Consider the following 17,898-nt stretch of genomic DNA (forward strand, 5'->3'; position numbering starts at 1 on the left):
GCAACGATGGCCGGCTCACGTTTGAAGGAGAAAGGAGAGACACACCAGGAGACCCAAGATGAGCAGACGCATGCAAACTCGATCGCGCAAAAGCGGGACGGCTGTACTGCATTGGCTCATGTTCGTCCTCAGCTTTCTGACGATCGGATGGATCAGCTTCGTACCGACAGGAGGATGAGATGACCAGGAATCGAAAACCCGTCTCCGCTGCCCGGGAGACCTTCAGCCGTAGCCGGAGATTTATTGCCGGCGCCTTCGCATTGGCGATGTTGTCGCCGACCGGCGCCATCGCCATGGACAGCACGCCCAAAGTGACGTCCGATCGAGCCGGCCATGCACTGCCGCTCCCACCCGTCCGCTATCTCGATTCGATGCGCTGGATGGATTGGAAGCCGGACGCACCGCTGCTCAAGGTCGACACCCTGCTGCTGCCGGACAGCAGCCACCCCGGCATGTTCCGCCTTCCCTGGGATGACGAGCGGGACCCGCCCCGCGTCAGCTGAAGTCGACGAGGCCGGAATGTCCCAGCCTGCATCGTGGCCGCCCGCATCGCAGGGCGGGCGGCCGCTTCCAGCTTAAAAAAATCAAAGGAGGCCCTTGAAAGAACCGCAGATCTTGACCGCAGTCACAGCATCGGGACGTCGGGTGTGGGCGCAGGGCGCCCGCACCGCCCCGTATCAACAGGAGAACAAACCCGTACCGACAGGAGAAGAAACATGGCTATTCGTGATCTCATTCCCTGGACAAAGAACCAGGAGCTTGCGCCCGTGCGCGATACCTACGATCCGTTCATGACGTTGCATCGGGAGATGAATCGTCTGTTTGACGATGTGTTTCGCGGCTTCGGCGGCACCAGCCCGCTCATGGAGGGCCGCTTCGGCTGGCCAAGGCTCGAGCTGAACGATGGCGACAAGAACCTGACCATCTCGGCGGAGCTGCCCGGCATGACCGAGAAGGACGTCCAGGTCGAAATTGCCAATGGCGTCCTGACCATCCGCGGTGAGAAGAAGGCCGAACGCAACGGCGAGGGGAAGTACTTCACCGAGCGCTATTATGGCTCTTTCGAGCGCCAGATCCCGCTTGAGGGCGTGCACGAGGACAAGGCGGAGGCGTCGTTCAAGAACGGCGTCCTGACGATCTCCTTGCCGAAATCCGACAAGCCGCGAGAAGGCGTCAAGCGCGTCGCAGTCAACGCCCATTAAAGCGCGACGAGATTGCGTTGAATCGTCTTCGCGCTTTTGCCTCGAGCTGATCTTCGCGCAAACGCGTTCCGCGTTTGTCGCAAGGGAGAACCGTTCGACACTTTTCCGGATCGTGCTCCAAGCCAAATCAACGCGGGCGGCGCCGAAGACGCCGCCCGCATTGCTGCTTGCGTTCATGGTGAGGGGCATCGCCATGCGCGGTGCACGTGCCGCAATCCTCACCGGTGCAACCGAGCCCAGCGGAAAGTTTTTCGGCGTTTGTTAACGAAAGCCGGAGGCGCCGGGCCAGCGCCAACGGTCTTCAGAAAATTTTCTGCGTCCCTCTTGAAACCAAAAGCGACTTTGCTAATTTTTTAGTCGCCACCGAATGGTGGCGTCCGGGCGCCGCATGGGCCCGGGCAGTGAGACGGGCACCGGTCGTGTCCGGTGCCGCTCGTATCCATCTTGCTCTTAGGAGGATTTGGCTATGCGCACTTACGACTTCTCTCCCTTGTGGCGCTCGACCGTCGGCTTCGACCGCCTGTTTGACCTCGCGGAAATGGCCCAACGGGCCGGCGAGGACAATTATCCCCCCTACAATATCGAACGGCTGGCGGAGGACCGCTATCAGATTTCGCTGGCGGTTGCCGGGTTTGCGCCAAGCGATATCACGATCACGGCCGAGCAGAACGTGGTCACGATCGAAGGCAGCAAGTCCGACAAGGCCGAGCGGGACTTCCTGTATCGCGGCATCTCGACCCGCAACTTCAGGCGCCAGTTCAATCTGGCGGACTATGTTCAGGTCAAGAGCGCCGCGTTCGACAACGGCCTGCTCAAGATCGAGCTGGTCCGGGAGATCCCGGAAGCCATGAAGCCGCGCCGGATCGCGATCAACGGCGTGCCGGCCGACAACGTCCAGAAGCTGGAAGCCAAGGCAGCCTAGCAAGGCAGCCTAGTCAGGGCTCAGATTGGCGGCCGCGCGACGCGCCGCGCGGCTGCCGCTCGTCGTCAATGAAAAGGAGGATACCATGCGGCCGACGACCGCCGACGACAATGTTTTCGACTTCAACGCGCTGCTTCATCCCGGCACGGTCTTCGAGCACCCGAAGGACGTGGTGAATCACCCCGTCCTGACAACCGGCGAGAAGAGGGCAATTCTGGCGTCCTGGGCGTCGGATGCCTCCGCAATCGCATCTTGCCCCTCGATGCGCTCGCCTGCCGGACTGAAGAAGCCGGTTTCGATCGACGAGATCCTCGAAGCGCTGTGCGAGCTCGATGGCGGTCCCCGGAATTCTCCCGGAGGCAAGCCCTGCCGATTGCGCTCTACCGAACGTGCCATCGCTGCCTGAGGCGGGGAGGTCGGACCATGCTCGAAGCGAACCTGCAACGGCTGCGCGCGCATCAAAGGAATATCGACCGCTATCGCAGGCTGCTGGCAACGCGTCTCTCGGATCTTGAGCGCTCCTATGTCGAGCGCCGATTGAGCGAAGAGCAGGCTTCCGCGGCGGAACTTCTGCGAGAGACGTTCCCCGAGCGCCTCTCCGCGCTGCTGCCGAGGATCGAGGGACGAACGACAACGCTTGAAATGGCCGCGCTGCTGAACCCGGCCGGCGCGTTCGCTCATCCCATGGACGTCGTCGACGACTGCGATCTGACACGGTACGAGAAGCGGGCAATCCTGTCCTCCTGGGCGGCAAACGCTTGCGCGATTCCGGGACCAAGCCAGTCCGTTCAGGATAATTCCGTCAGCTTCGACGATATCCTTGACGCCTTGCACCGTGTGGAGCCGGAACCCGAGCCGGCCGCCGATCACGGCAAGGGATCTGGCCGTCACAAGGGGCGCGATGGTCCGGACGGTCTTTCCATGGACGCCTAAGAAGCTCCGAGGGGCAGAATGTGAGCCGCCGGCTCCTTTGCATGGGGTTGTTCCTCGATATTTGGGCAGAGCCGCCAGCGGCGGCTCCATGGCCCACCCCATTAGTGCCGCACCACCAGCACCGAGCATTTGGCATAGCGCACCACGTGCCCGGCATTCGAGCCGAGGAAGTAGGTGCGCATCGCCGGCCGGTGCGAGGTCATCACGATCAAATCGGCCTTCATGTTTGCGGCCTCTTCGAGGATCTCGTGATAGATGCCGCCCTGGCGGACCACGCCGGAGATGCGCCCGGGCGCGATGCCGGATTCGCGCGCGACGATGGCAAGCGCTTCTTCCGACGTTTCACGCTGCTGGCTGTCGAAATCCGCCGGGACGTATTCGGCGAGCATCACCGGTGTCATCGGCAGCACGTTGAGCAGGCGCACCGCGCCGTTCCAGGTTTGCGACAACGTTGCAGCGGTTGCGATCGCCGGCTTCGCCAGATCGGTATCGGCGAGGTCGATCGGCACGAGAATGGACTTGTACATCTGCGCCTCCTGTCCGCGATTGGTCTGGAGCCGTTTAGTCCCTGTGCCGGGACGCGCGCCTTCTTCTTCGTTGCATCGACGCGAACCGGTCCCCCTGTCGCGCGGAATTCAATATAGCATGACGGAACCGCGCTGTCCGCTCGCGTCAGTTGCGCGAGGCCAGCTTCAACAGTTTCGGACTGACGAACAGCACGAGCTTGCCGCGCCGGAACGAGACCTCATTCCAGTCGTCGGTCGCGAAGTCGAACACGGCAAGCCCCGAGGTGGGCAGGTTGTCGGCGAGCGCGCGCTTGGCGGCCTCCTCGCCGCTGCCGGTCAGCGTCAAGGCGAGCTCGTGCATGCCGGGGTTGTGGCCGATCAGCAGCAGCCGCTTCGGATCGGTGACGGACGCCATCCGGATCGCGGTCAGCAGTTGCGCCGGATCGGCGCCGTAGAGGTCCGGCACGAATTCGACTTTCGGCGCAGGTCCCGCACCCTTCAGTGCGTCGCGCACGATCTCCCAGGTCTGCGTGGTGCGGACCGCCGGCGATACCAGTGCCAGGTTGGGCAGAGGCGGATGGCGGGCGATCCAGCCGCCGATCTCCGCCGCATCGCGGTGGCCGCGCTCGTCGAGGCGACGGTCCTGGTCCTGCCCTGACGGCGCGTCGGTTTCGGTCTTGGCGTGACGCAGCAGCAGCAAACGGCGCATGAACTTCCATTCTCGATTCGGTCTGGTCGAATTAATTCTACAGGCTCATGCCCTGGACAAGGTGACAAGCGCCGCAGCGGTTCGTAAGAAACGCCATGAGCGAGACTTCCACAAGTGCGGCGGACGGCCCCGACGAGGCGGCCTCGGCGTTCCGCGACCGCCTGGCGTTCGACCTCGACGTCGACATTTGCGTGGTCGGGGCGGGGTTGGCCGGCCTGACCGTGGCGCGCGAGGCGGCGCGGCTTGGCGCCAGCGTCGCCGTGCTCGAGGCCCGCCAGGTCGGCTGGAACGCCTCCGGCCATCATCTCGGAACTGTGATGCCGGGCTATGGCCTGCCGATATCGGATGTGATCGAGCGCGTCGGCCTCGACAATGCCCGCGAATTGTGGGCGCTGTCCAAAGAAGGCGCCGACTATGTCCGCGCCACCGCCACCGAGGATCTGATCCCCGGCATCAAGGCGAGCGACGGCGCGCTGGAAGTCTCCAACGTCGATATCGGCGAGGCGCTGATCAGCCGGTTGCAGACGCTGGGCGAGGATTTTGCCACCGAGGTCGAAGGCTGGCAGGTCGATCGCGTGCGCAGCGTGCTCAGGACCGGCCGCTACTTCCACGGCATCTATTACCCCAGGGCGTTGCAGATCGACGGCCGCAAATATGTCCACGGGCTCGCCGCGCTAGCCGTGCGGACAGGCGTGCGGATCTTCGAGGAGACGCCGGTCGTCAGCATCGATTTCTCGGGCATCCGCAAACGCATCGTGACGCCGACGGCGCGGCTGCGCGCCAACCACATTGTCCTCGCCGGCAATGTCCATCTCGGTTCGCCGCTGAAGCGCTTGTCCGATACGCTGCTGCCGGTGTGGCGCTACGCGGCATTGACCGAGCCGCTCGGTGAACGGCTGGCGGAGACCATCGCCTTTCCCGGCTCGGTCGTCGACAGCGACGGCATCGACCATTTCCGCGTCGTCGACGGCGATCGCCTGTTGTGGGCCAGTCCGGAAACCACCTGGAATGCGCGGCCGAAGCGGCTCAGCGCGGCGGTGCAGCGCCGCATCGCCACGGTGTTTCCGCAGCTCGGCAAGGTTCCGGTCGCCGATGTGTTCGGCGGCGCGGTCGGCGTCACCGTGCACGGCATGCCGCAGATCGGACAATTGCGCCGAGGCCTGTGGGTGGCGAGCGGCTTCGGCCGGCAGGGGCTCAGCACCTCGGCGCTCGCGGGCCAGTTGATCGCACGCAGTATCCTGTGGGGCGACGACCGCTGGCGGTTGTTCTCGCCGTTCGAACTGGTCTGGGCCGGCGGCACCACCGGCCGCGTTGCCGGGCATTTCGTCAGCCTGTGGACGAGGGGCGCTTCCTCCGTGGCGGGCGTCCTGGCGCGCTACCGCGAGGGGGCGCGCGCCAGGGAGGAGGCCCGTGAGGCGCGGCTCGCCGAGGCCAATCTCAAGGCGGGAACCCGGGGACCGGCGCCCCGTCGCCCGCCGGGGGCCGCGATGCGGCCGGCGGCCCCGCCTGCGCCCCGGCCGGTCGAGGACGATGAGCCGCGGTATCCTCGCGCCTCGCAAGAAAGTGAGCGGATCACCGACGGGCGGATGTAACGTCCAGCGACGGGGTTCGTATTTGTTGACGAGCCCGTTCGGCCCGACTTGGCCGCCCGCATCGGAGATGATTGATGATCGATCGCCGTATCCTGCTTGCTTCCGTCGCCAGCCTGCTGAGCTTCGCCGCCTTCCGCTGGCTGCGCGCCTCGCCGGCCGAGGCCTCTGATAACAAGGCCGCCGAGAAATTCGAGATCGAGAAGACCGACGCCGAGTGGAAGGCGCAGCTGACGCCGCAGCAATACGAGATCCTGCGCAACCAGGGTACCGAGCGGCCGGGATCGAGTCCGCTGCTCAAGGAGCACCGCAAGGGCACCTTCGCCTGCGCCGGCTGCGACCTGCCGTTGTTCTCGTCCGAGACCAAGTATGAGAGCGGCACCGGCTGGCCGAGCTTCTGGAAGCCGCTGGAGAATGCGGTCGGCACCACGTCGGACCGCACCTTCGGCATGGTGCGCACCGAGGTGCACTGCCGCCGTTGCGGTGGCCATCTCGGCCACGTGTTCGACGACGGCCCGAAGCCGACCGGACTGCGCTACTGCATGGACGGCTTTGCGCTGGTGTTTCACCCGGCCGCGCCCTCGGCGACCTGACGAGTACCGCCATCTTCAGCCAGGGAGCGCGGGTCACGACAGCGCTCCGTCCCGGCAATTGTTGCCTGCCCGGCAATTGTGCCCCGGTTAAACGGCCGGGGCTTTTTTTTCAAGCGCATGATTTTGTTACGGTTCGTTTCCTGGCACGACCCTTGCGACGTGCTCCGCCGATGCGGCCACCTGCTGATTGCCAGCCGCCGGGATTAGAATTGGAGAACATGTCATGGGTATCTTCGGCGCACTTACGACCGCGGTCGGTGGCTTGCGCGCAGGGTCGTACGCGCTCGAGAACATCTCCGGCAACATCGCCAACTCGCAGACCACGGCCTTCAAGCGCATCGATACCTCCTTTCTCGATCTCGTCCCGCAGACCGCGTTGACCGCGCAGCTCGCCGGCGGCGTCACCGCGCAGTCGCGCTCGACCAACTCGGTGCAGGGCGACGTGCAGTCGGCCTCGGTCGCGACCTTCATGGCGATCAACGGCAACGGCTTCTTCGCAGTGCAGAAGCCCGGCAGCTTCACCGACGGTTCGCCGGTGTTCGACGGCGTCGACCGCTACACCCGCCGCGGCGATTTCCAGCTCAACAAGGACGGCTATCTGGTCAACGGCGCCGGCTACTATCTCGAGGGCGTGCCGATCGACCCGACCACCGGCAACCCCTCGGGCTCCTCGCCGCAGGTGCTGCGGTTCAAGAACGACTTCCTGCCGGCGCAGCAGACCACCAAGATCGACTATCGCGCCAACCTCGCATCCTATCCGCTGACCACCTCGCACGATACCTCGGTGCCCGGCTCCGAGCTGATCCGGCCGGGCGCGTTCAGCAGCGGACATAACCCGCTGGTGCTGGGCACGCCGGCCGCGCCCTATACCGATTCCTCCGTCACCGGCACCGCGCAGAACAACAAGGCGACGCCGTCGGTCGCCAACACCGCCGCGACCCTGCTGTCGGGCGCTGCGGGCACCGACTCGATCAATACCAATTTCAGCGCCGGCTCCGCCGGTCCGCCCGTGGTGCCGGCCGATACCATCACGGTCAACGGCACCGTCATCACCTTCGTGGCTTCGGGCGCGACCGGCAACCAGCTCAACGTCACCGACAGCATCGGAACGCTGCTCGCCAAGATCGACGCGATCACCGGCACCGCGACGCCATCGACCATCAGCGGCGGCAAGATCACCCTGCATTCCGGCACGTCGTCGGACCTCAACGTGACGAGCTCGAACTCGACGGCGCTCGCGGCGCTCGGCTTCACCGGCTCGGCGGTCGCGACCCGCGGCGGCGGCGGCACCGTCGGCACCGGCCAGGTGGTCGGCAACGACAACTCGACCTTCCTGAACGAATCCGTCTCGGGCGGCGCCGTCACCGCCTACGACGTCTCGGGCGCACCGGTGAACCTGCAATTCCGCTGGGCCAAGACCGACAGCTCCTCGCTGGGCGCCGGACATACCGATACCTGGAACCTGTTCTATCAGGTCGACCCCAACGCCACCGGCACGCAGGTCTCCTGGCAGAACGCCAACGTCAACTTCACCTTCGCCTCGAACGGTCAGATGTCGCCGGCGATCTCGTCGGTCACCCTCAACAATGCCGTCGTCAACGGCGTCTCGCTCGGCAACCCCGTGATCAATTTCGGCTCCGGCGGCGTGACCCAGTTCGCGGATGCCAATGGCAACGTCCAGGTCAACCAGATCCAGCAGGACGGCTTTCCGGCCGGCCAGCTGCAATCGGTCAGCGTCTCGACCAACGGCCGCATCGTCGGCAACTACACCAACGGCCGCAACATCGACCTCGCGGAAATTTCGGTCGCGACCTTCAACGGCACCAACTTCCTCAAGCGCATCGACGGCGGCGCGTTCGAGGCGACCGACGAATCCGGCGCGGCGTTGTTCGGCAAGGCCGGCACCATCGTCGGTTCGTCGCTCGAGAGCTCGAACACCGACATTGCGGACGAGTTCACCAAGCTGATCGTGACTCAGCAGGCCTATTCGGCCAACACCAAGGTGATCACGACGACCAATTCGATGGTGCAGGATCTCCTGAACGTGGTGCGCTGAGCGCATCATTGACGCACGCGTGAAGCAGTAAAGGCGAGTACACAGCATGGGTTTGAGCCAAGCCCTTTCCACCGCGATGTCGGGCCTGCGCGCGACGCAGGCCTCGCTCTCGCTCGTCTCCTCGAACGTCGCCAACGCGGAGACGCCCGGCTACGTCAGGAAGACGCTGAACCAGACCGCCGGCACCACCGGCCAGTTCGGCTCGAGCGTCCTGATCACCGGCGTCAACCGCCAGCTCGACGAATTCCTGCAGACCCAGCTTCGCACCGAGACGTCGGGTGCCGCCTATGCCGACGTCCGCTCGCAATTCCTGGCCAATCTGCAGGGCGTGTACGGCAATCCCGACACCACCGGTACCATCGAGGATGCCTACAACAAATTCCTGACCGCGCTGCAGGGGCTGTCGACCAGCCCGGACTCGCAGTCGGCGCGCATCGGTGTCGTCAACGCCGCGCAATCGATGGCGCAGCAGCTCAATGCGACCTCGCAGGGCATCCAGACGTTGCGCGCCAATGCCGAAGCCGGCATCAGCGACTCCATCAATACCGCAAACAATGCGATGCAGCAGATCGCGCGCCTCAATGTGCAGCTGGCGGCCAATAGCGGCGCGACCGATGCGTCGACTGCGGCGTTGCTCGATCAGCGCGATCGCTACGTCACGCAGCTTTCGCAGCTGATGGACATCCGCACCGTCACCAACGGCCAGAACCAGGTGTCAGTGTTCACCAATTCCGGCGTGCAGCTGGTCGGCACCGAGGCGGCGACGCTCAGCTTCAATGCCCAGGGCACGATGACGCCCAACACGCTGTACAACACCGACCCGACCAAGAGCACCGTCGGCACCATCACCATCACGTTCCCGCATGGCGGCACCTACGACATGGTGTCGACCAACTCGATCCGCTCCGGCAAGATCGCGGCCTATCTCGAGCTGCGCGACAACACGCTGGCGCAGGCCCAGACCCAGATCGACCAGTTCGCCGCCGCGATGTCGAGCGCGCTGTCGGATAAGACCACCGCGGGGACGGCGGCCACGGCGGGGGCGCAGTCCGGCTTCGACCTCGATCTTTCGGGGCTGCAGAACGGCAACACCATCCACGTCTCCTACAAGGACAACACCACCGGGCTGACGCACAATCTGTCGATCATCCGCGTCGACGATCCGAGCGTGCTGCCGCTGAGCAATACCGCGACAGTCGATCCGAACGACGAGGTGCTGGGCGTGGATTTCTCCGGCGGCATGAGCTCGGTGCTGGCACAGCTCAACGGTGCGCTCGGCGGAACCGGCCTGCAATTCTCCAATCCCTCGGGATCGACCCTGCGCGTGCTCGACGACGGCGCCGCCAACAAGGCCGACGTGACCGCAGCCTCGGTCACCTCGACGGTCTCGTCGCTGACGTCGGGCGATCCGCAGCTGCCGTTGTTCACCGACAATGGCGGGCTCTACACCGGTGCGATCACCGCGAACGGCACCCAGTCGACCGGCCTTGCCGCACGGATCAGCGTCAACACCGCACTGGTCGGCGATCCCTCGCGCATGGTCGTGTACTCGACCAATCCGCAGACCCCGGCCGGCGACACCACGCGGGCCAACCTCATCCTGAACCAGCTGTCGAACGCATCGTACAGCTATTCGCCGCAGACCGGCCTCGGCACGTCGGGCGCGCCGTTCACCGGCACGCTGCTGAACTTTGCCAAGCAGTTCATCAGCCAGCAGGGCGAATCGGCGACCGCCGCCAAGCAACTGGCCGACGGTCAGGACGTCGTGCTGAATACGCTGCAAACCAAGATGGACTCGACCTCCGGCGTCAACATGGACGAGGAGATGGCGCATCTGCTCTCGCTGCAGAACGCCTATTCGGCCAATGCGCGCGTGATGTCGTCGATCAAGCAGATGTACGACGCGCTGCTGCAGCTCACGTGAGGGTAACATGTCGATCGACGGCGTAAGCGGCAGAACATCCTATATCGGCACCACGATCCTCAACCTGCGCAGTCAGCTCAACGACCTGACGACGCAACTCGCGACCGGCAAGGTCTCGACGACCTATGCGGGGCAGGGGCTTGATCGCGGCTTCGCGCTCAGCCTGCGCGCCCAGATCAGCAGCATCAACGCGTTCTCCGACACTGCCACCAATCTCAACACGCGTCTGAATGTCGCCAACCTCACCTTGCAGGGGTTGTCCGATGTCGGCACCCAGGTGAAGAACGCGGCGACCACGGCGACGCTGACGCTTAACAACAATGGCCAGACCTCGGGCCAGATCACGGCGCAGGCCGCCTTTGCCAACGCAGTCGCGATGCTGAACAGCCAGTCCGGCGACCGCTATTTGTTCTCCGGCCGCGCGATGGATACGCCAGCCACGGTCTCCGCCGACACGATGTTGAAGGGCACGGCAACCCAGGCCGGTCTCACCCAACTCATCAATGAGCGCAAGCAGGCCGATCAGGGCGCCAATTTGATGGGGCGCCTGAGCGTCTCGTCGCCGCCGGCGACCACGACGGTGACCAGCGTCGCCGAGGACGGCTCGCCGTTCGGGCTGAAGCTGCTGTCGGTGCAATCGTCATTGACCGGTGCTACCGTGACGCAGCCGACCGGCGCGCCGAAATCCGCCTCGGTCGATCTCGGCGCCGTCAATCCGAAGGATGGCGACAAGATCACGTTCAATTTCACGCTGCCCGACGGTACCACCGATGCGATTGAGCTGACGGCGACGACGACGAACCCGCCGCCGACCGGCTCGTTCCTGATCGGCGCCGACACCACGGCGACGACGGCCAACTTGCAGTCGACGCTGACCTCCTCGATCAAGACGTTGAGCGACACCTCGCTGGTCGCAGCCTCCGCGGTGGCAGCGTCCAACAACTTCTTCAATCCGGTCGCGACCGTCTCAGGCGCCGCCGTCAACAACCACAACACGCCGCCGGCGCCGATCTCAGGCGCCACGGCGCTTTCGGGCGCGGCAGGCACCGACTCGCTGTCGACGGGCTTCGCGGCCGGTGACACCATCACGGTGAACGGCACCCCGATCACCTTCGTGGCTTCGGGCGCCACCGGCAACCAGGTCAACATCACCGACAGCGTGCAGACGCTGATGGCGAAGATCGACCAGATCAGCGGCACCAAGAACCCGTCGACCATCAGCAATGGCGTGATCACCTTGCACGGCGCCGACGGCGAGAGCCTCTCGATCTCGAGCTCGAATACCGCTGCGCTCGGCGCGCTCGGCATCGCCAACAACACCACCGCGGCCCCGGCGCCGCTCAGGGTCGGCGGACCGCCGTTCGACACCGCCACCAGCCTGGTCGCGGGCACGCCCGACAACACCGTCTACTGGTACACCGGCGAGAACGGCGCGGGATCGGCGCGCGGCACCGCGGTCGCGCAGGTCGATCAATCGATCACCGTGCAATATGGCGCCCGCGCCAACGAGCAGGCGTTCCGCTATCTGCTGCAGAACGTCGCGGTGTATGCCGCGGTCACCACCAATGCCAGCAACCCGAATGCGAGCGCGCAGGTGACGGCGCTGGCGCAGCGCGTCAGCGGGAATCTTGCCCCGCAGAACGGCCAGCAGCAGATCCAGGATGTGCAGGCCGAGTTCGCCGGCGCGCAGACCGCGACCAAGGCCGCCACCGATCGCCAGACCCAGCTCAAGGGCATGGCGGAGACGATGCTGGACTCGGTCGAAGGCGTCAATCAGGACGAGGTCGCGACCAAGATCCTGGCGCTGCAGACCAGCCTGCAGGCGTCGTACCAGACGACGTCGATGCTGTATCAGACCACGCTGCTGAAATATCTGCCGATCAGCTGATCGCGCACCGCCCATCTCCAGCCAGCAAAAAGGCCTCCTCGCGGAGGCCTTTTTCGATGCGACGAGCGGATGCGCTACGCGCTCTTGCGGGTCTCATCCTGAGTGGCGCGCGCGCTTTCCAGCAGCTTCTCCTCATGCGCGATCAGCTTCTTGGATTCCTTCAGCGCGTGATAGAGGTCGCCGTTGAGGATGAAGTTGTTGACGCTCTCGATGAACGGCCAGGCGCTCGGCATCGCGGTGATGATGTCGCGCACCAGGCTGAAATAGGTCGGGTGGTGCGCCATCGGGTCCGGCGACAGATACATCAGCTGCACCGCGAGATAGATCAGCTTCGCCGGGGTGTCTGCGGTCTCCGGCGTCAGGATATCCTTCTCGCGCAGGATCGGGATGCGGTCGCCGTCGATCAGCAGGCGGGCGCGCTGATCGGTGTTGGTGATCACGCAATTGCCGACGATGATGCGCTCGTTCGGTTTGAGTTCGACCTTCAGGGCCATGACCGTTCTCCTTTGCCGGCAGTCGCGCGATGTCGCAGCTAGCGGAACATGTTCGGCGCTGCTTAGCAGCCGCCGTCGCGGCCCCGGGGCCGATGCGACAGCGATCCTTTCCCATGATGGTTAATGCTTGGTGAACATGGGGCGGGCGCAGGGATCGGCGTGCGGCCGGAATCGGTAGTTCTCTCAGTCGTTTTCGCGGCGAATCTCGCCTGATGGCGACAATTTTATTCTTCTGCATTTGTCTCAAATGCGGTTCCGAAGATTTCTGTTTCCTTCGCGGGCTTGAACGCAGGATCGGCCATCCGCCCGATCAGAAAGGATCGGCGCGGCATTTTCCTCAGTTTCACACCAGAAAGGTATGAAAATGTCCGATATCATTCTCTCGTCCTCCGTTCGCCAGAACCTCCTCTCCCTCCAGTCCACCGCCGATCTGCTCTCCACCACGCAGAACCGCCTTGCCACCGGCAAGAAGGTCAACACGGCGCTCGACAACCCGACCAACTTCTTCACCGCACAGTCGCTCGACAACCGCGCCAGCGACATCAACAACCTGCTCGACGGCATCGGCAACGGCGTGCAGGTGCTGCAGGCTGCCAACACCGGCATCACCTCGCTGCAGAAGCTGGTCGATTCCGCGAAATCGATTGCCAACCAGGTGCTGCAGAGCCCGACGGGCTACACCACCAGGTCGCAGGTCACCTCGACCGCGGCGCTCGGCGGCACGGCGGCCAACCTGGTCGACGGCACCACGATCAAGAGCGGCGACGTGCTGGCGATCGCGGCTTCGGCCGGTCAGCCCGCCTTCAGCTTCACCTTCGGTGCGAGCAGCTCGCTGGCGCAGCTGAACACGGCGCTGTCGGCCAGCAACCTGACGGCGAGCCTTGACAGCTCCAACAAGCTCGTCATCACCACGACCAATGACGCGGCGTCCTCGACGATCGGTGCGACGACCTTCACCAACACCGGCGGCGGCACCGCAACGTTCAGCGCAGCCGGCACCGCTCCGGTTGCCGACTCCGCCTCGCAGTCGGCGCGCGCGGCGCTGGTGCAGCAGTACAACAACACCATCTCGCAGATCACGACCACGGCGCAGGATGCGTCGTTCAACGGCATCAACCTGCTGAACGGCGACAGCCTGAAGCTGACCTTCAACGAGACCGGCAAGTCCACGCTGAGCATCACCGGCGTGACCTTCAGCGCTTCCGGCCTCGGTCTGAAGTCGCTGACCGCCGGCACCGACTTCCTCGACAACAACTCGGCGAACAGCGTGATCGCGTCGCTGAGTTCGGCGAGCTCGGCGTTGCGCAGCGAAGCCTCGACGCTGGGTTCGAACCTCTCGATCGTGCAGATCCGTCAGGATTTCTCCAAGAACCTGATCAACGTGCTGCAGACCGGTTCGTCGAATCTGACGCTGGCCGACACCAACGAGGAAGCGGCCAACAGCCAGGCGCTGTCGACCCGCCAGTCGATCGCGGTCTCCGCGCTCGCGCTCGCCAACCAGAGCCAGCAGAGCGTGCTGCAGCTGCTCCGCTAAGCGCAACGACAAGCTCTTCAGGAACGGCGGGGGAAACCCCGCCGTTTTTGTTTGTCTCCGGGATATTACGGTATCTTTCCGCATCGTCAGAATGACGCATTTCGTAACGGCTGCTAACCATATTTAAAGGCGGCGGATGCATAAATATCGGGCGCTAGAATTGCGTCTCCGCGGCTCGAGAAATCCGCATCCCACCGAGGTCATTAATGTCGAATGCAGCCCAGGCCTACGCCCGTACGTCCACGACGACGGCGTCCCCACGTGAAATCGAAGCGCAGGCGCTCCTGAAGGCGGCCCGTCAGTTGCAGGAAGTCCAGACCAATTGGAACGGTGCCGACAAGGCGCTCGATCATGCATTGCTGTTCAACCGCCGGCTGTGGTCGATCTTCCTCAGCGCGGCGCAGGGCGACGACAATCCGCAGCCACTCGAGGTGCGGCAGAACATCGCCAACATCGGCGTGTTCGTGATGAAGCAGACCGTCGACATCCAGATGAATCCGGACCCGGCGAAGCTGAAGTCGCTGATCGACATCAACTGCAATCTCGCCGCCGGCCTCTCCGGCCGCGCCTGATCGACCGGTTCGCGCGGGAGGCCTCGACATGGCCGACGTATTGAGCATCCTGTCGGCCAACTACAAAGCTGCCGGCCTGACGGTTCCGTCAAAGACGCCCTATGTGGCCGTCGATCCGAAACTCTATGAGGGCAGCTGGAGCGGCAAGTACGCCAACAACAAGTCGTTCAGCATCTCGGTGTCGAACGTCGATGGCTTCCGCGCCAAGGTGCACTACCAGAGCGACGGCACCAGCAAGTATCAGGACGTGCTGATCAAGGACGGCGCGTTCCGGATCGGCGATACCAAGTTCTCGCTGGTGCAGCAGGGGACGGCGCTGATCGCCAATGTCGTCACCGATCCGGCCACCGGATCGACCTATCTCGACAAGGCCTACGCCACGCAGAAGACCTGAGGTTACGTTGGTTCGCTCGCGTTCTAAGCGCGGCGGTCGGTCGCGTTGGCGCGCGTCGGCGCGTCCTTGCTGAGATCGAGCGTGTGGAAATAGGCGCGGCGGCGCAAGACGGCTTCTTCCGGAAACTGCCTCACCACCAGGTTGGTACGATTGTCGACCACCTGATAGACCACGGCGCGCGCGTCGCGGTCGATGATGACCTGGTCGGTGACAGATGGAGCCTGGTTCGAAAGCGACGCATTGGCGGCATTGGGGTCGATCGTGACGCGCACGCTCGGCTCCGGAGCGGTGACGCTCTGGCTCGCGGGCAATTCGGTCTTCACCGCCTTCTGCGCCGTATCGCTCACGGGAGTGATCATCGGCGCTGCGACCGGTGCCCCCACCGGCTTGATGTTGAAATCTGTACTCATGGCAGCCTCGTAGTGCACAGGCACTCGTTTGCTTGAGTCAAATCCCAACCCCTCACGATCCGCAACTCTACGGGGAACCTCTCAATAGGGTGTTAGAAAACACGCTGAACGGCGCGCTGCCGCCGCCGCGCCGAATTGAGCTAAATTGTCGGCGTATGCGCGTCAGAGCGTGCGGCTGACCGCGATCGGCGTCATGTTGCGCGGGCCCGGCGCTGCGCGCTGGCCGTTCGCGGTGTAGGTGTTCGGGATGTTGCGCCGCTGCACCTCGGCATTGACGCCGCGCACGATGCCTTCGGAGACCGCATGCGCGGTCGCAAGCACGGTCAGATTGACCTGCAGCATGGCGCGGAACGTCTCGTGATGCCGCCGCAGCGTCGCCAGCAATTCGGGATCGCTCTGCGCCAGCATCTTCTGCATCGATTTCAGGTGCTCGACCGCCAGCATGTAGCGCCGCGACAGTTCCGACTTCTGCGCCTCGAGCCGCATGCCCTCGCGGATCTTGCCGGCGCGGACGAATTCGGTTTCCTGCTCGACGACGGCAAGCAGCCCGCTCATCACGTCGGTCAGCTCATTGGCGAGCCGGGCGACGTCGGGCGGCGTCGACGTCGCGCCCCGCGCGGCGGGGGTGGATGCTGGCCGGTGCTGTGGACGCTGGTTCATCGCGCTGCTCCTTGAAACCGAATTAGCTCTTGCCCGCCTGCTGCAGGATCAGCGAGCGGAACACTTCGTTGGAAATGCCGACGCCGCCGGCCTTGGCGAAGTTCTTCGAATATTCGTCGGTCAGCATCGAGCGCCACGGGCCGGTGCCGACCGTGTCGCCGTAGGGGCCTTCGCCCTTCAGGCCGGTGGTCATCTGCGAGAACATCGAGTTCAGGAACATCGATTCGAAGTCGGTCGCGGTCGCTTTCGCCTTGGCGAGCTGCTGCGGCGTCACCTTTTTGATCGCGTCCTGCAGCACGGGATCGGGGCGGCCGTTGAACATCGGCATCAAGGCCTTGTTCGGCATGCTGCCGGTGGTGCTGTTGATCAGGCTCGCCATCACATCACCTCGATGTCGGCTTCGATGGCGCCGGCGGCCTTGATCGCTTGCAGGATGCTGATCAGGTCGCGCGGTCCGATGCCGAGGCCGTTGAGGCCGTCGACGAGCTGCTGCAGCGAGACGCCGTTTCTGACGAGCGCAAATTTCTTGCCGTCCTCGCTGACGCCGACGCTGGTGCGCGGTGTCACGACCGTTCGGCCGCGCGACAGCGGATTGGGCTGGCTGACCTGCGGGGCTTCCGAGATCGTGACGGTGAGGTTGCCCTGGGCCACCGCGACCGTCGCGACGCGCACGTCGCGGCCCATCACGATGATGCCGGAGCGCTCGTCGATCACGATCTTCGCGACGAGATCGGGGTCGACCTGCAACTGCTCGATCTCGGTCAGGAAGGCAACGACGTTGCCCTTGAACTCCGGTGGGATCGAAAGCTGGACGGTGGAAGGATCGATCGGCTCGGCGGTCTTGACCCCGAGATAGTCGTTGACCGCGGCCGCAATCCGCTTCGCGGTGGTGAAGTCTGCGTTGCGCAGCGCGAGCCGCACATTCGGCAGGCGATTGAGCGCGAATTCGATCTCGCGCTCGATGATGGCGCCGTTGGCGATCCGGCCGACCGTCGGTACGCCGCGGACCACGCTGGCGGCGGCGCCTTCGGCTGCGAAGCCTGCGACCGCGACCGATCCCTGTGCCACTGCGTAGACATTGCCGTCGGCGCCGAGCAGGGGGGTGACGAGCAGGGTGCCGCCCTGCAGGTTCTTGGCGTCGCCGAGCGCGGAGACGGTGACGTCCATCCGCGTGCCCTGGGTTCCGAACGCCGGCAGGTTGCCGGTGACCATCACGGCGGCGACGTTGCCGGTGCGGATGGTGGCGCCGCGGATGTTGACGCCCATGCGCTCGAGCATCGCCTGCAGCGATTGCTTGGTGAAGGGGATGTTGTTGAGCGTATCGCCGGTGCCGTTGAGGCCGACCACGAGGCCGTAGCCGATCAACTGGTTCTGACGCACGCCCTCGATATTGGCGAGATCCTTGATCCGCGACGTCGCGGCCGCCGGCATGACGGAAGCCGCCAGCGCCAGCAACGCGGCGCAGGCCACTCCGACCAGATTTGCGATGCGGATGCCGGGCATCCCGATGCT

General features: G+C 64.6%; 20 protein-coding genes. 13 read left to right on the forward strand and 7 right to left on the reverse strand.

Features of this window, described 5'->3' with window-relative positions:
• Positions 1 to 179 precede the first annotated feature (179 nt).
• From ACVINW_RS25220 to ACVINW_RS25240, 5 genes are all read left to right on the forward strand, one after another.
• Positions 180 to 503: a hypothetical protein gene (locus ACVINW_RS25220; protein WP_456753805.1), complete on the forward strand. Its 324-nt coding sequence runs from the start codon at positions 180 to 182 to the stop codon at positions 501 to 503.
• Positions 504 to 716: 213 nt separating this feature from the next.
• Entirely contained in the window at positions 717 to 1,202 is a 486-nt protein-coding gene (locus tag ACVINW_RS25225; RefSeq protein ID WP_456756493.1) for an Hsp20/alpha crystallin family protein, read from the forward strand.
• A 466-nt stretch (positions 1,203 to 1,668) separates the two neighbouring features.
• Positions 1,669 to 2,124: a small heat shock protein HspD gene (hspD, locus tag ACVINW_RS25230; RefSeq protein ID WP_456753806.1), complete on the forward strand. Its 456-nt coding sequence runs from the start codon at positions 1,669 to 1,671 to the stop codon at positions 2,122 to 2,124.
• 85 nt (positions 2,125 to 2,209) lie between these two features.
• Positions 2,210 to 2,530, forward strand: coding sequence for a hypothetical protein (locus ACVINW_RS25235; protein WP_456753807.1), 321 nt, complete (start codon positions 2,210 to 2,212; stop codon positions 2,528 to 2,530).
• Between the two features lie 17 nt (positions 2,531 to 2,547).
• Positions 2,548 to 3,057 carry a hypothetical protein gene (locus tag ACVINW_RS25240; RefSeq protein WP_456753808.1) on the forward strand — a complete coding sequence of 170 codons (510 nt, stop codon included), beginning with the start codon at positions 2,548 to 2,550 and terminating at the stop codon, positions 3,055 to 3,057.
• A 101-nt stretch (positions 3,058 to 3,158) separates the two neighbouring features.
• Here the strand turns inward: ACVINW_RS25240 and ACVINW_RS25245 are convergent, their stop codons facing one another.
• Positions 3,159 to 3,584 (reverse strand): universal stress protein, encoded by a 426-nt coding sequence (locus tag ACVINW_RS25245; RefSeq protein ID WP_163159795.1) that lies wholly within the window; start codon positions 3,582 to 3,584, stop codon positions 3,159 to 3,161.
• 145 nt (positions 3,585 to 3,729) lie between these two features.
• Positions 3,730 to 4,272, reverse strand: a complete 543-nt coding sequence (locus ACVINW_RS25250; protein WP_456753809.1) for a SixA phosphatase family protein — start codon at positions 4,270 to 4,272, stop codon at positions 3,730 to 3,732.
• A 95-nt stretch (positions 4,273 to 4,367) separates the two neighbouring features.
• Here ACVINW_RS25250 and ACVINW_RS25255 point away from each other — a divergent pair, with 95 nt between their 5' ends.
• From ACVINW_RS25255 to ACVINW_RS25275, 5 genes are all read left to right on the forward strand, one after another.
• Positions 4,368 to 5,864, forward strand: a complete 1,497-nt coding sequence (locus ACVINW_RS25255; RefSeq protein WP_456753810.1) for an NAD(P)/FAD-dependent oxidoreductase — start codon at positions 4,368 to 4,370, stop codon at positions 5,862 to 5,864.
• 74 nt (positions 5,865 to 5,938) lie between these two features.
• Positions 5,939 to 6,454 carry a peptide-methionine (R)-S-oxide reductase MsrB gene (gene msrB, locus ACVINW_RS25260; RefSeq protein WP_456753811.1) on the forward strand — a complete coding sequence of 172 codons (516 nt, stop codon included), beginning with the start codon at positions 5,939 to 5,941 and terminating at the stop codon, positions 6,452 to 6,454.
• A gap of 223 nt (positions 6,455 to 6,677) precedes the next feature.
• Positions 6,678 to 8,510: a flagellar hook-basal body complex protein gene (locus ACVINW_RS25265; RefSeq protein ID WP_456753812.1), complete on the forward strand. Its 1,833-nt coding sequence runs from the start codon at positions 6,678 to 6,680 to the stop codon at positions 8,508 to 8,510.
• 46 nt (positions 8,511 to 8,556) lie between these two features.
• Positions 8,557 to 10,434 carry a flagellar hook-associated protein FlgK gene (gene flgK, locus ACVINW_RS25270; RefSeq protein WP_456753813.1) on the forward strand — a complete coding sequence of 626 codons (1,878 nt, stop codon included), beginning with the start codon at positions 8,557 to 8,559 and terminating at the stop codon, positions 10,432 to 10,434.
• A 7-nt stretch (positions 10,435 to 10,441) separates the two neighbouring features.
• Positions 10,442 to 12,322 carry a flagellar protein gene (locus ACVINW_RS25275; RefSeq protein WP_456753814.1) on the forward strand — a complete coding sequence of 627 codons (1,881 nt, stop codon included), beginning with the start codon at positions 10,442 to 10,444 and terminating at the stop codon, positions 12,320 to 12,322.
• 74 nt (positions 12,323 to 12,396) lie between these two features.
• Here the strand turns inward: ACVINW_RS25275 and flbT are convergent, their stop codons facing one another.
• Positions 12,397 to 12,816: a flagellar biosynthesis repressor FlbT gene (flbT, locus tag ACVINW_RS25280; RefSeq protein WP_456753815.1), complete on the reverse strand. Its 420-nt coding sequence runs from the start codon at positions 12,814 to 12,816 to the stop codon at positions 12,397 to 12,399.
• Positions 12,817 to 13,180: 364 nt separating this feature from the next.
• Here flbT and ACVINW_RS25285 point away from each other — a divergent pair, with 364 nt between their 5' ends.
• The 3 genes from ACVINW_RS25285 to ACVINW_RS25295 all read left to right on the forward strand — a co-directional run bounded on the left by ACVINW_RS25285 (position 13,181) and on the right by ACVINW_RS25295 (position 15,316).
• Complete coding sequence (locus ACVINW_RS25285; RefSeq protein ID WP_456753816.1) at positions 13,181 to 14,350, forward strand: flagellin N-terminal helical domain-containing protein; 1,170 nt, start codon at positions 13,181 to 13,183, stop codon at positions 14,348 to 14,350.
• A 206-nt stretch (positions 14,351 to 14,556) separates the two neighbouring features.
• Positions 14,557 to 14,922 carry a flagellar biosynthesis regulator FlaF gene (gene flaF / locus ACVINW_RS25290; RefSeq protein WP_456753817.1) on the forward strand — a complete coding sequence of 122 codons (366 nt, stop codon included), beginning with the start codon at positions 14,557 to 14,559 and terminating at the stop codon, positions 14,920 to 14,922.
• Positions 14,923 to 14,950: 28 nt separating this feature from the next.
• Complete coding sequence (locus ACVINW_RS25295; protein ID WP_456753818.1) at positions 14,951 to 15,316, forward strand: hypothetical protein; 366 nt, start codon at positions 14,951 to 14,953, stop codon at positions 15,314 to 15,316.
• Between the two features lie 23 nt (positions 15,317 to 15,339).
• Here the strand turns inward: ACVINW_RS25295 and ACVINW_RS25300 are convergent, their stop codons facing one another.
• The 4 genes from ACVINW_RS25300 to ACVINW_RS25315 all read right to left on the reverse strand — a co-directional run bounded on the left by ACVINW_RS25300 (position 15,340) and on the right by ACVINW_RS25315 (position 17,889).
• Positions 15,340 to 15,726, reverse strand: coding sequence for a hypothetical protein (locus ACVINW_RS25300; protein ID WP_456753819.1), 387 nt, complete (start codon positions 15,724 to 15,726; stop codon positions 15,340 to 15,342).
• Positions 15,727 to 15,888: 162 nt separating this feature from the next.
• Positions 15,889 to 16,386 carry a hypothetical protein gene (locus ACVINW_RS25305; RefSeq protein ID WP_456753820.1) on the reverse strand — a complete coding sequence of 166 codons (498 nt, stop codon included), beginning with the start codon at positions 16,384 to 16,386 and terminating at the stop codon, positions 15,889 to 15,891.
• Between the two features lie 22 nt (positions 16,387 to 16,408).
• A complete protein-coding gene (flgJ, locus tag ACVINW_RS25310) occupies positions 16,409 to 16,765 on the reverse strand; it encodes a flagellar assembly peptidoglycan hydrolase FlgJ (RefSeq protein WP_456753821.1) in 357 nt (118 codons plus the stop codon).
• Positions 16,765 to 17,889, reverse strand: a complete 1,125-nt coding sequence (locus ACVINW_RS25315) for a flagellar basal body P-ring protein FlgI (RefSeq protein ID WP_456753822.1) — start codon at positions 17,887 to 17,889, stop codon at positions 16,765 to 16,767. The genes flgJ and ACVINW_RS25315 overlap by 1 nt, the downstream gene beginning before the upstream one ends.
• Between the last annotated feature and the right edge of the window lie 9 nt (positions 17,890 to 17,898).

The organism is Bradyrhizobium sp. USDA 4461 (genome assembly GCF_054055655.1).

Bases quoted from the DNA above. Each gene is read 5' to 3' on its own strand.
- ACVINW_RS25220 (WP_456753805.1), top strand. From the start codon at position 180: ATGACCAGGAATCGAAAACCCGTCTCCGCTGCCCGGGAGACCTTCAGC.
- ACVINW_RS25225 (WP_456756493.1), top strand. From the start codon at position 717: ATGGCTATTCGTGATCTCATTCCCTGGACAAAGAACCAGGAGCTTGCG.
- hspD (WP_456753806.1), top strand. From the start codon at position 1,669: ATGCGCACTTACGACTTCTCTCCCTTGTGGCGCTCGACCGTCGGCTTC.
- ACVINW_RS25235 (WP_456753807.1), top strand. From the start codon at position 2,210: ATGCGGCCGACGACCGCCGACGACAATGTTTTCGACTTCAACGCGCTG.
- ACVINW_RS25240 (WP_456753808.1), top strand. From the start codon at position 2,548: ATGCTCGAAGCGAACCTGCAACGGCTGCGCGCGCATCAAAGGAATATC.
- ACVINW_RS25245 (WP_163159795.1), bottom strand. From the start codon at position 3,584: ATGTACAAGTCCATTCTCGTGCCGATCGACCTCGCCGATACCGATCTG.
- ACVINW_RS25250 (WP_456753809.1), bottom strand. From the start codon at position 4,272: ATGCGCCGTTTGCTGCTGCTGCGTCACGCCAAGACCGAAACCGACGCG.
- ACVINW_RS25255 (WP_456753810.1), top strand. From the start codon at position 4,368: ATGAGCGAGACTTCCACAAGTGCGGCGGACGGCCCCGACGAGGCGGCC.
- msrB (WP_456753811.1), top strand. From the start codon at position 5,939: ATGATCGATCGCCGTATCCTGCTTGCTTCCGTCGCCAGCCTGCTGAGC.
- ACVINW_RS25265 (WP_456753812.1), top strand. From the start codon at position 6,678: ATGGGTATCTTCGGCGCACTTACGACCGCGGTCGGTGGCTTGCGCGCA.
- flgK (WP_456753813.1), top strand. From the start codon at position 8,557: ATGGGTTTGAGCCAAGCCCTTTCCACCGCGATGTCGGGCCTGCGCGCG.
- ACVINW_RS25275 (WP_456753814.1), top strand. From the start codon at position 10,442: ATGTCGATCGACGGCGTAAGCGGCAGAACATCCTATATCGGCACCACG.
- flbT (WP_456753815.1), bottom strand. From the start codon at position 12,816: ATGGCCCTGAAGGTCGAACTCAAACCGAACGAGCGCATCATCGTCGGC.
- ACVINW_RS25285 (WP_456753816.1), top strand. From the start codon at position 13,181: ATGTCCGATATCATTCTCTCGTCCTCCGTTCGCCAGAACCTCCTCTCC.
- flaF (WP_456753817.1), top strand. From the start codon at position 14,557: ATGTCGAATGCAGCCCAGGCCTACGCCCGTACGTCCACGACGACGGCG.
- ACVINW_RS25295 (WP_456753818.1), top strand. From the start codon at position 14,951: ATGGCCGACGTATTGAGCATCCTGTCGGCCAACTACAAAGCTGCCGGC.
- ACVINW_RS25300 (WP_456753819.1), bottom strand. From the start codon at position 15,726: ATGAGTACAGATTTCAACATCAAGCCGGTGGGGGCACCGGTCGCAGCG.
- ACVINW_RS25305 (WP_456753820.1), bottom strand. From the start codon at position 16,386: ATGAACCAGCGTCCACAGCACCGGCCAGCATCCACCCCCGCCGCGCGG.
- flgJ (WP_456753821.1), bottom strand. From the start codon at position 16,765: ATGGCGAGCCTGATCAACAGCACCACCGGCAGCATGCCGAACAAGGCC.
- ACVINW_RS25315 (WP_456753822.1), bottom strand. From the start codon at position 17,889: ATGCCCGGCATCCGCATCGCAAATCTGGTCGGAGTGGCCTGCGCCGCG.